Genomic DNA, 14,157 nt, shown 5'->3' on the forward strand with positions numbered 1-14,157 from the left:
TCCTTATCGATATGCGTGTGCTCCAAGAAATTGAATAACGCCTGAGTCTGATGTGCTTTTGTCTGTCATTTCGTAACTAAAGGACAGGTTGTTTCTCGTAATAATAGTATGCTTGCGAGCTATCGGCGAATAACTTTGTCGTGCTACATACAGTTTTGTCTTGCTTAAAAAAACAGCTTCCTCGGCGCTGACACTTCCGGAAGGCATTGTGAAATAAGGTACTGCTGCATGGTTTAAAATTCTTACAGGGTCTCTATCTCTATAACCTCTATCAACAATGAACGTGTTAGAGCCGTCACGAGTGACTGCGATTACTTCGTAGTCGGGAGCAGAAGAATCCACATTGTTTTTTGATATGAGTTTTCCCGCATGGTCATACAGTTCATATGTTTTTGAAGAGCCACTCAACACGATAAGTACAACATTATCGCCTACCACCAAACTACTCGCCGCAAACTCCCGTGGAGCGCCCAGATGTACTGCCCTCACAACAGTTCCGTTTGGCGACACCTCATGTAGCTCCGATTGGTATTTTACCGGGGAACCTGATGTTGTTTCTTTGACTAGTACAAAATTATTATCCTTGTTGATAAACATGCCTTTCCCAACATAGTTTCCCAGCATGTCAAAGAACGTGCTTGTTAGGGCGAGGTTGCCCTTCGCTTGTGGAATACCACTAATTGCAGCAGCCAATTGGTCAAACGTACTATTCGCGGAGACTGGCCCGCCACCTTTGTCGTTGATGACCCCCGCGACTTTCCCTTTCCCATCAACGACAGATTGCTTTACCGAATCGAGCTCCGTTATGATATTGCGCGATTGGACGGTCAGTGCACCGTTAACAGTGAGCCCGCCCGTGATAGTGCCACCCGAGCGCGGCAGACTTGCGCTTTTGGCGTTCGATTCAGCTTGGTTTGCTTTTGCCTGTGCCCCTTCAGTCGTTTCCTTTGCATTCCAAGCCGTCCGCTCGGCAGCCGTAATATGCCGGACTTGATCCTCAGTATGAGCTTCGATGGCTCCTTGTGCATTGACAGCTGCTTGCATCGCCTCGTTTACGGCCTTCGGCGTGGCTGCCTTCGTCTCGTCGGTGCTGTCCGTTGCATTTGATAGCTGGGTGATGCCCGCCTGGGTCAGGGAAGCAGCCGGAACCTTCACATCATCAATCCGCTGGCTGAGCTGGTATATCCCTTCCTCAATGTTATTTAGGTTTCGGGCTGATATCGGCGTGCCTTCCTGGATGACTTCGCCAGTCGGTGCAACGATATGGTCACGCCATTCGGTGCGGTTATATGCCAAGCCCCTCGACCTCCATTTCAATCAATCTATATTTGAATGCTACATACAAGCCCTTACTCGCTGGCTTGATGAATTCTCTTTCAGCCCGGGCAACAATATCGCCGTCATGGTCTATCAATTCAACGTTTCCAATTTGACCCGCGACACTGTCATCGAAATAGATGTACACTCGAACTGTATCTCCCTCGGCAGTAAGCTTCATGAAGTCAATCCGTTTCGTCTCGCCTGAGTTTTGATATGCTGCATGAGAGAGAGAATCGGCGAATCTTTGTAATTGCTTTTGAAGTCCGATTTCTGTAAAAGTCTTCACGACGTCGTCACCTCGTTAGCAGGTGGCCATGTGCCACATTTGATTGTGTTGCAGGGAGGAGTATGGATCAAGTAACCAACCCCTGTCGGCCACGTCCCGCATTTAATGGTATTACAGAGCGGCAGCCCTACAGAGCCGAAGCTGAAGGTAGATTGTATCACTACAGTCGATCCGGCCCCTTCTTCGATGCCGTAACTAGGCTTTGAACGAGCTGGCTTTACCTTCATCACTTCTGCATCAATGACGGCGATGTCATTAATTCCGCTCGGTGCCGAGCTGCCCAGGTAGACAATAAATTCGGCCCAACGCTCCGGGTCATGGATATAATAGGGCTCGATATATGAATGCTCATATCCAAGCGCCCGAAGCGCGGTAAGTATGCCTTCCTTGGTTCCGGCTTGTTCCGCTATAAGGTTCTTCATCATCAACCGTAAACGATACGCCTCAACGTCTTCGCCCTTTAATCGTGGCATGTCCCGATCCCGACCGTGTTCGAGTAGCATCGTCTCGCTTGCAGAGATGATCATCGATTCCTCGCGGACGCGGAAGATGTCTTCCTTCGTCTGGTCAAACAATTTGCCAATTACCTTGAGAAAGATATAGAACTGATTATCCTTCTTGGCAATTTTTTTTAATGGGCCATATAGGAGATAAAACATGTAATCACTGAATTTTTGAAACATGTAGTTACCCCCTCATCAGCCTAACGGTGACCTCACCGAGAACAATCACCTTGGAGTTGTCCAAGACAACGTCTTGCGGCGGATTATTGACCTTTACGTTCCTGACGTCGAGTTCCTTCCGAATCGCGAAAATGATGTCTGAATGATTCAATTCATTCAGGCTGCGACCTTTTTTGATTCGGAGGAGCTCTGTCAGAATGGCCTTGGCGCGCTCTTCTATGCCTGCATCGGATGCATCCGATGCTATCCAAATGGTTATATCAATGTCCTGTGTCACCGTATCCGATGCCTTAACCAGGAGGTTGTCGTCCGGGCCTTTTATCTTCTCGGCCTCCTCTCGGACTTTTTGAAGGAGGCCTTCTGATGGTGTGCCCGCCGTTCCCGTGACAATGATGTCAATCGTGCCCTGGCCGCGAGGGTGAAGGTCATCGACGCGTACATATAGCACGCCGGGGATAGCTTCGCATACGTTTTTGTACTTGGCAGCTATCGGCAACGTGGAGAGCTCCGCCCAGGAATTCAATGTTCGTGCCCGTAGGCTCTCTATATCTTCGAGGTCGCTGCCTTCACGGGTAATCCAATCTACATCATTTGTAATCTCGTCTATGCTCTCGATGTGGGTCAATGACCGCCGGATTTGACCGGGCGGAACGTTGTATGTTGATCCTGCCTTTTCGGCCTCTACTGCCACACGATGGGATAGGGCATCCGCTGGCATTGTGCTATTTTCCAGGGCGATGAACCGGAGTTCCTCGCCGAGCATATCCGGTTCCGTCCGGAAAACGTCTCCTTTGGCAATCTTGACTGCTTTTCCTGCCGCCTTGCGCTTCAACGTCACGAATCCCCGTGTTTTTACGGGCTGTTTTCTCCGCTTGGAGAAGTCCGCTGCTTTCAGCTCCAACCAACCGGATTCGGCATGCGCAACAAACTGGTTGTTCAACACCTTTCGCAAAAGAAGAACCAAGTCAATCCGTACTTGAATGGCAATCATCATCAGCGTATAGAATACGCCGCCCGTGAATAGATTCGTTATGACGAAGCCTTCTTGTTCAAGCTCTTCCCGCAGCTTGTTTTTTGTCTCTTCCCGGTCGGGGATGGGGAGCAGTTGATCCAACACCTTATCATCAATCAACGAGTACCACCTCAACTTTCACTCTGTCCAGGTCGACATCAAGCTCATACAAGCGTTCGTCGCCTCGAAACCTGAAGGAAGCATGAACGGTAATGGCATCCCCCCTGAACGCTGTAATGACCTGAATTGTGTCCGCGTCAATCTCGATCCGGCGCTCCAGCTTTTCCTTCACGCGTTGCTCGATTTCCAGCCTCGTGAGCTCATCATCCTGCGACTGGATAAACTCCAGCAATGACCACCCCCAGGACTCGTCATAGAAAAGCTCGCCTTCCTGGGTCAACGCTTCCAATCGGATATCTTGGAATAAACAATCATAGTCAGTGACGAGCAAGGCCTCGCCGTTTGCGGCTGCCGCTGGCTGCCAGTTGGCATCCAGACGGATGTCTGAATCGTGAAGGCCTGCCATTACTCCACCGCCGCCTTGCCAATGATATGGGCATCCACTTGTCCGTAGAGAAGAAGCACGGCCACAATATCACCTAGATCGAATTTCTTGTCAGACTTGACATTCGGGATCTCCGGAAACCGCTCATCAACCGTGCGAGCTTCGTTTAGCATCTTCAGGTTATATTCGTGGATATCCGTCCCCTCGCTAACCCTGGTCACTTCGGCGAGCATTCCGGCGGCGAGCTGCACATGAGGATATTGCTCTTTGATCCGCTTATCAATGACCGCTTGAATCATGTCCTCTAACAAGATACCGCCCTCCTTAAAAGTAAATTCGAGTTCGGATAAATCCCGTTGCCGATGTAGAAAATACAACCTTTTTGACAGCGAACTCGCCCGATACCTTCGGATGTTGTACCCGAATAACATGCGAATGCCTAACAAAAGGGACGGACACGGTTTCGAGTTCCCATGCACCGCCTGAACGCTCCAGTGAGATGATATTCTCGGCATAGACAAACTCGTATATGAGAGGCTGTTCCGGCTGCTCTCCCCAGTAGAAGACATTACCCGAGAAGAAAAAGGGCATCTGTGCTTTCCAAATGGAACGGATATCCTCAATGACTGCAAGTGCAGTCTTCTGAAGAATAGGAAGCCGGGCTTTCTTCGGGAACATCTTGGGAGAGAGCACCGAATTTGATATCCCTGCTTTGCCGAGCAAGTAGTTCAGCATCTCCTGGGGAGTCACATCCAAAAAGGTGTTCGATACTATCGTCTCTTCCAGCAGTATCATTCCATCCTTCAGGATGATTTCATTTTGGTTGGCAGAAGAATATGGACTGACCACATACCCCTCGAATACGTCATGGAACTCTCCATCATAGCCGAGCTCGATACTGGCCGGAGCCTTCCGACTAATCGAAAGCTTATCCTGGAATTGCTCCGTAAATCTGACCTTTGCCCAATCAAAGTATGAGTCAGCCGAAGAATACACTTCGATTTCTATTCCTTCTTGGAGTTCATATTCCTCAATGGTGACACGTATCTCGGGATAGAAGAGCTCCATCTCCAGATCCATCATTCGTCCTCCTAGAACGGCAGAGCAGCGAGCTTTTGATTCGTCGAGACAGGCGGCGGGATATCCGTCGCGGCTGTCTTGCTTAATTTAGGTGCGGTTCCCCGGGAACCTGTATCCAGGTAGTTTTGATAATTGGCATTCAGATTGATTCCCGAACCCGAACCGCTCGATGCGCTGCTGCTCTTTTCATTCTTTTTCTTGCTGGATTTCTTGCTTGCCACAATTTTAACTGTCCCGTATTGCCAGAACTCAATGCTGACGGTCATCGCGGAATTCTTGCTCTGTTCTTTGGTCACCAGATTTTTAAAGATAACCTTCGAGATACCACGGGCAGCGGTGTGCTCGTTTACAATGGTGTGCATGACTGGCCTTGCTTGACCCGGCTTCCGGAATAGCTTCTGAATGACAGCCAGTTTTTGCAGTTTCGTGAGCTTCGGGCCATCCTCCAAAATAAGCTCAAGCGTTACCTTGGCGTCCTCATATCCCGTGGCCTGCTTCGGCCGCGCCGCCTTGCCCTCGATTTCCTGTTCCTCCACGCGAGCATCCTCTTTAATTTCAAGGCTCTTGAACAGGCCAGGGAGGACAACCTTGCCGACCTTTACTGTACTTTCATCGACATAGATCATGCTCTACCTCCCGTTGATGGGGTCATGCCGTTGCTGTTGGTATAGTCTCGGATTTCTTCAAGCAGTTTGAACAGGGCAGGCAAGTCCTTCAGGCTGCTTAGGTCGACCGACAACTCCAATCTTTCGATGTTCATGCCTCTGTCGGTTTCCTTTGTGGTGGTATTGCTCTCGGAACGGTTCATGATCGTCTCGCGTAGGTTGATTTTCTTCACGTCATCACGCGAAAGATCCATTTTGGCAAAGGCACGCTCCGTCATTTCTGCCGGAACGTTTTCGCTCTGTTCCATCCCTGTGCCAATCGTCTCGAATACTCGACGGCCTGATAACGTCAGCTCGGATAGCGGGCCTTCATGTGCATCGGAGAAGGGAAGAAGCTCCCTGACCTTTGCTAGTCCTGATTTCACCATATTGACTGGTGCGTTAATGACGCTCTTGATCCCGTCCGTGAAAGTCGTAATGACTTTAGAACCGGACTCTCGGAACCAGCTCAATGTGCCAGTAATGAAGTCTTTACACCACTGAACACTTTTTTGGAATACATCCGTAATGCCGCTCCAGAGATTCGAGAAAAAGCTCTTAATGCTGCTCCAATTATTGATGATCAGCATCGGAATTCCGATGAATGGGAAAAATGCAGCGATTGCGACCTGAAGCCAACCCGGCATCCCATTGAACAAATTGCGAATCCAATCGAAACCCGCGACGATGCCGTTCACGAAGCCATCCCATAAGCTCGAAAGGAAACTCACGACGGCATCCCAGTTTTGCCATAACAGTACGAGAGCAGCTATCAAGGCCATAATACCGACCACGACCCACGTAATCGGGTTGGCAAGTAGTGCAGCCGTAAATGACCATACCGAAGCAATCAGACCGGGCATTGCTCTGACGGCGGTCATTATCGCCTGACGTGCCATGTGCGCCATACCAACTGCCACATTCTTTATTCCGGTCACGGCTCCCTTCGTAACCGTTCCAATACCTTTGAATCCGGCCCTGATACCGTCCCCGGCATAGAGGGCCATAATCCTGATCGTCGTGAGCATGCTTGGTATTGCTCTTAACGCTGTCCGAAAGCCGCGAACGATGCCGCTTGTCTTGGTAATAACCATGCCTACAGCACCAAATACACCGATAAGCGTGCCCAGTCCGGTCAAAAGACCTCCGATGGTCAATAGGACAATGGCGAGAACTTTGACAAGCTCCTGATTCTCAGCAATCCATTCTCCGACACTCTGTAATACTCTCTCTCCTTGTTCAATTATCTGATTATAGGTAGGGAGGAGCTGTTTCCCGATCTCCTCAGTAAGATTACGAACTCGCTGAGTTAGCCGGGTATATTTTCGCCTTCTGTTTCATTTATTGCGCCCGCCATCTTAGTAGCGATATCTGCCCCTTGCCCCATAGAGTCATAAAGAAGCAAAATGTTATCTTGTAGTTCACCCGTTTTGTTATAGAGCAGGTCAATCAAGGCTACGGCTTCATCTGTACCGAATTGCTTTTTTGTAGCTGCATCTTCTCCGCTGCATCCATCGTCTCTCTCCGAACTTGCCACGGAGAAGCGAAAGGATCTCAGGCATCGATAGCAGTTGGTTATTCGTATCTGTAAACTTCAATCCAAGCTCTTCACCCGCCTTCGCTGCTGAGCGGAAGAAAGAACGCTTTATATTTTGTTCCCGCCTCAGACCCGGACATCGTAGCTTGTAGCATACCCACAATGGCGAGCTTGTTCTTCGAGCGGTACATTCGCCGATGTTGCAGCTGCCCCGAGCGTCTGAATCGCTTGAGACATTCCAGAACCGGATGTCTTGAATATCCGGATGGAATCGGATATGCCCGCCGAGAAAGCTTCAGCAAATTTCAATGTCCGACATGTCCTTGTAGTAATCCTTATACGATCCCGGTACCCTGTAGCAAACAACGATGTCATCTCTTCAACGGAGGCCTTAGTCGCTTTACCCGTCAGGCCAGCCAAACCGAGTATATTCCGCAAACGCCTTCATCCGTCAGAGATGCAATCCCGGATTTGATTGAGTACGCTGCCGTCAAAAAGTCTGATTTTGTTGTGCCAGCCCACTGATCGGAAAAGTCTCTCGCAGCCTGCTCCAAGAGCCCCAAGTTCTCCGGTTTCCCAGAGATGCCAGCTCCCCCAAGAGCCCGGCGCGTGTCGAAATGTGGCCTCTACTGGCTTCAGCACCGAGGTCCGATATTTGCATCCCGACTCCGGCCATCAACAGACAGTTTTCGTCATACTGCCGAAGCTTTGGTTCAATCTATCAATCTTGCTTACTGAACCGTCCCACCTGTTGCGTTAATACGTGACAATTGGGACGGATAACTGGGTCAATCATTCCTACGATGACTGAAAGCCTAAAAAATAGAATCCAGACTCACAACATTATCACCCCGTTCCATTTTCCTGATATTGGTGGTATATTTGTCTTATACATATAGTGAAGAGGAGGAACTCCAAATGGTTGGTATTGCATTTGCGTTTAAACTGCTTGTATTCGCCATCTGTGCGGGTTGCAGTGATATCCATCCTCATCTTTGTACCGCTCACCATATATGTCAATTCCGTATTGCCTATGGGTCGGGAACGAGCAAACAATGGGCCCGCCACCAGGATAAGAAATAAAGAGGGGATTCGAAAGACCGTCAAGCACGCTACCCATCCTATATCGAAGCTGGATTCGAAGAGAGAAGCCATCCTTTTAGGGGATGGCCTTTTTACTCCCCGAAGACTTTGTAATTGCCCTCGCTAGGATGTTCTCTTCAAGCTCCTGGATGACTCTAGCTTGAGCCAAGGCCCGAATATAAACTCATCCATGTCCATGTCTCCGACTTCTTTCCCCTTTAGAACAGCAGCGAGGCAAAAACCGATAGATTGTCCAGCATGCCGGACTCTATAAAATTGGGTTTTTACCTCCTGGAGACAGCTATCTAAAGTAGCTTTAAATTTACGTCCTTGCTCAGGCCTAACATGGTGAGAAGCTTCTCCCACAAGTGATAAAGCAAAAGCTGGGTATTCTTCGAGGTGCGCCTCCAACTGTGCAGGCCTGTTCATCGACGACATTGTCCATGACGAACGCACGCAGAGCTTTCGTCGGACTTTGAGATGCTGTCTTCACATAGCGGTCATAGCTGGCCGTCTTCGGCTTACGGAAATAATATTCGATTTCAAGATTAGAAGAATCGTCTTGCTCAATCGTTGCTAATAAACGGTACACCTTGCCATATCGAGCCTTATATACTTCGATTGGAGTTGGTTCGAGTACGGCGATCTCAGTTTTCTTTGGTCATTATAGATACCTCCGAATTTTGTCATCTATTTTGCTAAATAATGCAATCAGATAGGCTTGACTCCGTCTCTGTCAATGCCATTGACGATGATAAACGTCAAGGTCAACCTTCAGTGACTGTCTCCCTGGGCATTCTTGTGTGACGCCTTTGTGAAAGTGGACCGTATTCAGGACGTCCGTCCGTGTCCGCCCGCCGCCGTCGGCGTAGATGACGACGATTTTCGGGATCACAAGGCGTGTACAGCCAAGATTTTTACTCTTGCAGTACTGGACAATGTCGTCATAGTCCATCCCGCATCAGGCTCAGCTTGCCCTCTGATTTATAATTTCCTTCGCCGTATCCTTCGTGGCCGTTGCCCTTTGCCGTAAGCGACTTCCTTTTCCAGTTCATCATCGTAGGATATTTCTTGCACTTCACGGAGAGGCCCGGTATGGAGGATGGTGATATCTCCCAGTCGTATACCTTTCCATTGATAATTGCCATGGTTATTCCCTCCGAACGGATTTTTCCATTCCAATGTCGATCTGAATCTCCCGAATATGCCAATCGGCCACATAGCGGATGATGACATCCAGTTGTTTCCGATACCAGAATGTCCTGGTCTGACGGGACGATAATCCGGCCTGAAGAAATCTCCTGGCGCGAACCATCTCATCGAGCGGCGTCTCAATTGAACTTCGCTATCGTCTCCAAAGCTGCCCGAAACATCGGTCATATCGACCTCGCTCTGAAGGTGGAGGAGAGCTTCCCGACGAGTCTCAAGTATGATCTTGTTTCTTGATGCGCACATCTTCGGCGTACCGATAATCCGATCCATCCGGGGCCATCATCTTGGCATTCGTAACATAAAAACCATCCAGCCCTTCATATCTCCGGAATGTCAGGTACTTCTCTTCATCCAGCAGGCCGACATAGTCTTCAATACCTTCTGGCAGCAGCTCCAACATCTTCGTTTCTGGAATGCTGAAGCTCTTCGTCTCGCCGATAGACTGCTGTGGCTTCGCCAGAGCATACAGCCCGCAGACAATCCCTGCATTGTTGACCACCTTTGTCCGGCCGTCCATCTTCCGATATTTTGACCAGGCGGATACGATTTGCAGGTCATAGTTGGAAAGGCCCTTGCGAGCTTCAATAAGTCGCTGGACGAATGCGTCAATAGATTCATCCATCTCCCACTGCGGAGCCTCACAAATGGCAAAGAGCGGCTTCTTGTACGTATCGCGCAGCTTCACAATCTGCTCCGAGACCGCCGTCCATAGTGGTTTGGCCGATTCGCCCACAATATGCACAAATTCGAAGGAGAAGCTGACGTTCCGCAGCTTGTCCATCGCTGCTAAAACATCCTGATTACTCATTTGCGGCGCGGTCGTCGATACGGTATAGGTGTCGCCGACCAGGAAGGATTTCGCCTTGTCTTGCTCTGCTTCCGAAAATGCAAATTTCAGGCCAGTACCCGGTATGTCCAGTACGCCACTGAGGGGGAGAGTGACCTCCTGCTCGAACAAGCCGTCAACCTCATACCGAATGGCTGCCTCATTCAGCCCGCCGCTCTCCGTCACTTGCATCGTAACCTTGACGGCATTGGATGGGTTTCCGGTGACCGTCGCGCTTCCTGTGCCGCTTCCGTCCTTCTGTACTTGCCCCACCGTGCCGGGAACGGCAGGGGAGACCGGGAAGCAATAGATTTTGCCAGCCCCATTCTCTATACTGTCCATGACGGCATCGGCCAGCGGGCTATGACCAAGCAATTCCTTGATTTTCTTGTCGTTCATATTCCCGCTTATGACGACAGGGGAGGCGGACGGTGCGGCAGCTACACCGATTTTGACATGGACTCCTTCACCTAGGTTCGTGCGGATGCCGAGTCCGCCGTCGGTGATGGTCGTCGTTACATCTCTAAGCATTTTCTATCACCTTCTTTCCGCTGATGGGGCCGGACAGGAATCTATCCACGGCCTTGCTGTAGGCAGCCATTGTCACTTGCTTGCCAGGCTTCCAGCTTTCAGCGGCAGCAACACCGTGATAAACTGCATCCGGAGTAGCGCACCGTTCCCGCAACTCTTCGACGGGGACAAGTTCCGGGGAACCCCCGTCCTTACTATCCTTGCTCGCCATATCCATCCTCCTTCTCGATGCTACGTACATGGTAATTGACCTTGGCGAAGTCCGTATCTTTGTAGACGCCGCCTCGGAAAGTCACCTTCAATTGCACTGCGATTTTTGCTTGCAAAATGCTGTCTTCCTTGTCTACCCAGTCAGCTTCCTCGACTTCAAGCGCGGTATAGTTGCCGTCAATCAAAATGCCTGGGTCGAGCAATGCCAGGAAGGCTTCGAATATGGCGTCAGCCTGCTCCTGGCTGTACTCGCCTATTACGACAACAAATGTTGTTTCGCGCTCGAACATTTTACGCCGTTTATGCTTTGCCATGTTTTCGTCGCGATAGAGCTTCTTGCTGTAGGCTCGTGAGAATGTGTCCCGATCCGGGATTACCGCGCCGACATGACTTTCTCTGTACCCTCTAAGCTCTTTCATGCTTGTGCATACCTTGCTTTTGATTCCAGCGGCCTTTAGCTTTTGGACAAGGTACTCTTTACATGTCGATATCATGCTTATTCCTCCGCTAGGGCATCTTCCAGCGTGCCCTTGATTTCGAGCATGTCCTCCTCCGATATACCGAGGTATGGACGTGCCGGAATCTTGATATTGACTTTGACCTGGCGCTTGCGTATCCAGCGGCCGTCGATTTTAAAAATCAGACCTCTGCGCGTCTTTGCCCGGATGGTTACAGAGCGGCCCTTTTCCCCAAATTGGTGAGTTCGGGCATATATTACATTCGTTCCGACTGCAAACCCTGAACCATCTGCCGTTGATTTAATGGAATTCTTCAGGCGAGCACTATCTGTCAGGGTGGAGCCATTTTCTTGTGATGCCCGGATGGAGGTACTCCAGGCCTTGCCGTCTGGGCCCTTTTGTTCCTTAAACCGTTCCAGGGTTGATGTTCGTAGCGCTTCCGCCAGAACCAGACCAGTTCTTCGAATGTCTACCTCTTGGAGTTTCCGCAGCCGCTTCATGAGCCGCCGGACATCGCCTTCAAGCCGTATACTATACATATCTCACAGCCCCCGCATGCTGGCTCGCGAAAACAGGCGTGGGCTACTCTGTGCGGAAAAGGCCGTGGCCGCTTTGCTTGAACCGTCGCTGACGCCGATATCGATAATCCCTTTTGCCACGTTCTCTAGGAACCGTATAGCCGCGTTATATCGATTCAGATAGTTCTTTTCCTTCTCGCCCTCGTCGATGCCGATGCGGCTGAACAGGTTGTATACCGCGATGTCCTTAGCATACTTGTTGATTACCTTCGGCACCCGAGAGAGGGGACGGAATACCTCTTTACGAGATACCCGTCGATTTCTCCGGATGCGTCGGCAATGGCCTCTTCGATGATGGGGGCGATCAGCTCCTCGCGTTGCTCCTCGTCCTCGATGTAGCGGTCTCCGATTAGCGCGTTCAGCGCGTCATCCTTAATCATCCCTCGGACTTCTTCCGTGGTACAGTACATTCGATTCACCTCTTATGGCGTTCAATCTTGAGACAGCTCTTCCTTTGGCGGCTCCGGATTTACTTCGTCCTCTTCGCCTGTACTTCCGTATGCCATTTGCCAGAATCCATAACCGGCATTCGAGCGGCCGTCTACGCCATAGAGGAATTGCTTACGCATGAAGACATTCTCATCCGTATCCCGATCCATGGCGACAAACCTAGCCGCCTTGCGCTCCTGGTAGATGAGCGGCTTCAGCGGCTTTGTCGTGCAGAGCAAAAACCAAGCATCTGGGCTCTCGGCCAAGTCTGGCACGACAAGCAGCTCCGCCGTGCTTTTAAATGTATTAGTCGTTCCATCAATTTGATCTGCATAAAGAATCTTGCGTCCCATTTCTTCATTGGCCGGAGAGACCACAAGCAGATTAGGCACAAGCTTCAAACTCTTGCCACCATCATCAACAAGGGACATCATGGCGCTTCTTGCAGCAGCATATGAGCGGACGGAGAGCTTTTTAGTCCCTTTGTTGCTGAAGACTTTCTCTCCGATTTTGTGCTTATCCGAGAAAAACGGCTGTTTATCGTAACACTTTTCTTTGAACCCTTTGAGCAGCAAACCAAATACCAATTCATCCGGATGAGCTGCTGCGCTTTGGCCCATATCCTGTACAATAGGGTTATACAGACCAATAGTGTCATCCTCGATATCATTGCGATCCACACCGACCGTCAGTTCATAGTCTTTGTTTTTGATGGTATAATCGGATGCTTGCAGGTTTTGGATTTCACGATCACCGACCCATTCCCGCATACGTGGCATCTTTCCAAGCCATTTGTAATTTTCCTCGCCCCCGTCGTGGATGGAACCTTCGTGGCTACTTGTTCCCACTGTGTTTTCGTCTCTTCGAATGCCTTCGTATACAAGATATTGAATGCGGTATAGATACCGCGCAGAGCCTGCTGATTAACTATCATTCCATTTCCTCCTCTATGAATTGTTCAGCTTATAACGTTTCAACAACAACGTAGCTGCCGTCAATGCCTATGACCTTACCAGCCACACTGGAGCCTGTAGCCGTGGCCGTGACGGTCTCGTCATCAACGAAATAGCAACTTTTCAGCATATCCTTAGCTGTCACTGCTCCGGTAGCTGCATTGTTCCACTTGAACACGCCGCGTCGGACACGAATGGTTGCATCCCGTCAGCACCTAACGAATTGTCTATATACTCCTCAGCTCGCCGGCTGCGATCAATTGGTTGCTTTTGCCCCCGGAACGGCCAAGCCGTTCGCGTCGATAGCGACGAATGAGCCATCAAAAATCTTGACTCCACCTTTGACCGGAATGACAAGCGTTCTTCCGTCGGCGAACTCCGTTGTATTGCGTCCTTGTGACAGTGCCATAAGGCCTTTCCTCCTCCCAATTATGTCTTTTATTTTCCGCCGTACTTCTCCAGGTCTTCATCCGAATGTCAAGCATTTTACAGACCTTCAGGCTCATCTCATCAATCCCCTTCGACTGCGCCTTTCCGTCCTCGATTTCAAGTTCACCGACCGGAACCACTTGCGGGGCCTTTTCAACAACTTTTTAAAGCCTTGCGGGTCTTTGAGTGCGTATTCTTCCGCCCAAGCCTTTTGAGCGGCGGAAATCTTGCCATCCTTCAGGGCCGTCATCACGAGCTCATCCGAATCCTTTTTATCCAGTCGCGCCTTCAGAGCATGGAACTCGAAACAGGCACGAAGCCGGAAGATTTTTCAATGCCATAATGGCCGCTGCTACGTCTTCCGTTTTCGCATCGCAACGG

The 14,157-nt window shown here is 50.1% G+C and carries 19 protein-coding genes and 2 pseudogenes; all 21 read right to left on the reverse strand.

The window, feature by feature from the left end:
* Window positions 1-3 precede the first annotated feature (3 nt).
* The 21 genes and pseudogenes from OCY70_RS31945 to OCY70_RS32040 all read right to left on the reverse strand — a co-directional run bounded on the left by OCY70_RS31945 (window position 4) and on the right by OCY70_RS32040 (window position 14,026).
* Window positions 4-1,296, reverse strand: coding sequence for a phage tail protein (locus OCY70_RS31945; protein WP_213431382.1), 1,293 nt, complete (start codon window positions 1,294-1,296; stop codon window positions 4-6).
* Entirely contained in the window at window positions 1,286-1,606 is a 321-nt protein-coding gene (locus OCY70_RS31950; RefSeq protein ID WP_213431381.1) for a hypothetical protein, read from the reverse strand. Before OCY70_RS31950 ends, OCY70_RS31945 begins: the two co-directional genes overlap by 11 nt.
* Window positions 1,603-2,289 (reverse strand): hypothetical protein, encoded by a 687-nt coding sequence (locus OCY70_RS31955; RefSeq protein ID WP_213431380.1) that lies wholly within the window; start codon window positions 2,287-2,289, stop codon window positions 1,603-1,605. The genes OCY70_RS31950 and OCY70_RS31955 overlap by 4 nt, the downstream gene beginning before the upstream one ends.
* Before the next feature lie 4 nt (window positions 2,290-2,293).
* Complete coding sequence (locus OCY70_RS31960; protein ID WP_261944656.1) at window positions 2,294-3,421, reverse strand: baseplate J/gp47 family protein; 1,128 nt, start codon at window positions 3,419-3,421, stop codon at window positions 2,294-2,296.
* On the reverse strand, window positions 3,414-3,827 hold the full coding sequence (locus OCY70_RS31965) for a DUF2634 domain-containing protein (RefSeq protein WP_213430853.1): 414 nt from the start codon (window positions 3,825-3,827) through the stop codon (window positions 3,414-3,416). Before OCY70_RS31965 ends, OCY70_RS31960 begins: the two co-directional genes overlap by 8 nt.
* Window positions 3,827-4,117 (reverse strand): hypothetical protein, encoded by a 291-nt coding sequence (locus OCY70_RS31970; protein WP_213430852.1) that lies wholly within the window; start codon window positions 4,115-4,117, stop codon window positions 3,827-3,829. The genes OCY70_RS31965 and OCY70_RS31970 overlap by 1 nt, the downstream gene beginning before the upstream one ends.
* 13 nt (window positions 4,118-4,130) lie before the next feature.
* Complete coding sequence (locus tag OCY70_RS31975; protein WP_261945408.1) at window positions 4,131-4,886, reverse strand: serine/arginine repetitive matrix protein 2; 756 nt, start codon at window positions 4,884-4,886, stop codon at window positions 4,131-4,133.
* An 11-nt stretch (window positions 4,887-4,897) separates the two neighbouring features.
* Window positions 4,898-5,512 (reverse strand): transcriptional regulator, encoded by a 615-nt coding sequence (locus tag OCY70_RS31980; protein WP_213430851.1) that lies wholly within the window; start codon window positions 5,510-5,512, stop codon window positions 4,898-4,900.
* The gene (locus tag OCY70_RS31985; protein ID WP_261948888.1) at window positions 5,509-6,669 is read right to left on the reverse strand and encodes a hypothetical protein; all 1,161 of its coding nucleotides are present in this window, start codon (window positions 6,667-6,669) and stop codon (window positions 5,509-5,511) included. The genes OCY70_RS31980 and OCY70_RS31985 overlap by 4 nt, the downstream gene beginning before the upstream one ends.
* Before the next feature lie 170 nt (window positions 6,670-6,839).
* Complete coding sequence (locus tag OCY70_RS31990) at window positions 6,840-6,983, reverse strand: hypothetical protein (protein WP_261948889.1); 144 nt, start codon at window positions 6,981-6,983, stop codon at window positions 6,840-6,842.
* A gap of 1,507 nt (window positions 6,984-8,490) precedes the next feature.
* On the reverse strand, window positions 8,491-8,742 hold the full coding sequence (locus tag OCY70_RS36435) for a DUF6848 family protein (RefSeq protein ID WP_390955197.1): 252 nt from the start codon (window positions 8,740-8,742) through the stop codon (window positions 8,491-8,493).
* 352 nt (window positions 8,743-9,094) lie between these two features.
* Complete coding sequence (locus OCY70_RS31995) at window positions 9,095-9,298, reverse strand: hypothetical protein (protein ID WP_261948890.1); 204 nt, start codon at window positions 9,296-9,298, stop codon at window positions 9,095-9,097.
* A gap of 275 nt (window positions 9,299-9,573) precedes the next feature.
* The gene (locus tag OCY70_RS32000) at window positions 9,574-10,719 is read right to left on the reverse strand and encodes a DUF2586 family protein (RefSeq protein WP_261948891.1); all 1,146 of its coding nucleotides are present in this window, start codon (window positions 10,717-10,719) and stop codon (window positions 9,574-9,576) included.
* Entirely contained in the window at window positions 10,712-10,930 is a 219-nt protein-coding gene (locus OCY70_RS32005; RefSeq protein WP_213430845.1) for a hypothetical protein, read from the reverse strand. The genes OCY70_RS32000 and OCY70_RS32005 overlap by 8 nt, the downstream gene beginning before the upstream one ends.
* A complete protein-coding gene (locus OCY70_RS32010; RefSeq protein WP_249725584.1) occupies window positions 10,914-11,348 on the reverse strand; it encodes an SON protein in 435 nt (144 codons plus the stop codon). The genes OCY70_RS32005 and OCY70_RS32010 overlap by 17 nt, the downstream gene beginning before the upstream one ends.
* Before the next feature lie 77 nt (window positions 11,349-11,425).
* Entirely contained in the window at window positions 11,426-11,887 is a 462-nt protein-coding gene (locus tag OCY70_RS32015) for a phage virion morphogenesis protein (protein WP_261948844.1), read from the reverse strand.
* A gap of 42 nt (window positions 11,888-11,929) precedes the next feature.
* Window positions 11,930-12,375 (reverse strand): annotated as a pseudogene (locus OCY70_RS36440) (gp436 family protein).
* A 21-nt stretch (window positions 12,376-12,396) separates the two neighbouring features.
* Entirely contained in the window at window positions 12,397-13,242 is an 846-nt protein-coding gene (locus tag OCY70_RS32030) for a Mu-like prophage major head subunit gpT family protein (RefSeq protein ID WP_261948856.1), read from the reverse strand.
* 5 nt (window positions 13,243-13,247) lie between these two features.
* Window positions 13,248-13,328 (reverse strand): annotated as a pseudogene (locus tag OCY70_RS36635) (hypothetical protein); the annotation flags it as partial.
* A gap of 275 nt (window positions 13,329-13,603) precedes the next feature.
* Window positions 13,604-13,756 (reverse strand): hypothetical protein, encoded by a 153-nt coding sequence (locus OCY70_RS32035; protein WP_261948855.1) that lies wholly within the window; start codon window positions 13,754-13,756, stop codon window positions 13,604-13,606.
* 93 nt (window positions 13,757-13,849) lie between these two features.
* On the reverse strand, window positions 13,850-14,026 hold the full coding sequence (locus OCY70_RS32040) for a phage protease (protein WP_261948854.1): 177 nt from the start codon (window positions 14,024-14,026) through the stop codon (window positions 13,850-13,852).
* Window positions 14,027-14,157: the final 131 nt, after the last annotated feature.

The organism is Paenibacillus melissococcoides (genome assembly GCA_944800085.1).
Lineage (GTDB): Bacteria > Bacillota > Bacilli > Paenibacillales > Paenibacillaceae > Paenibacillus_B > Paenibacillus_B melissococcoides.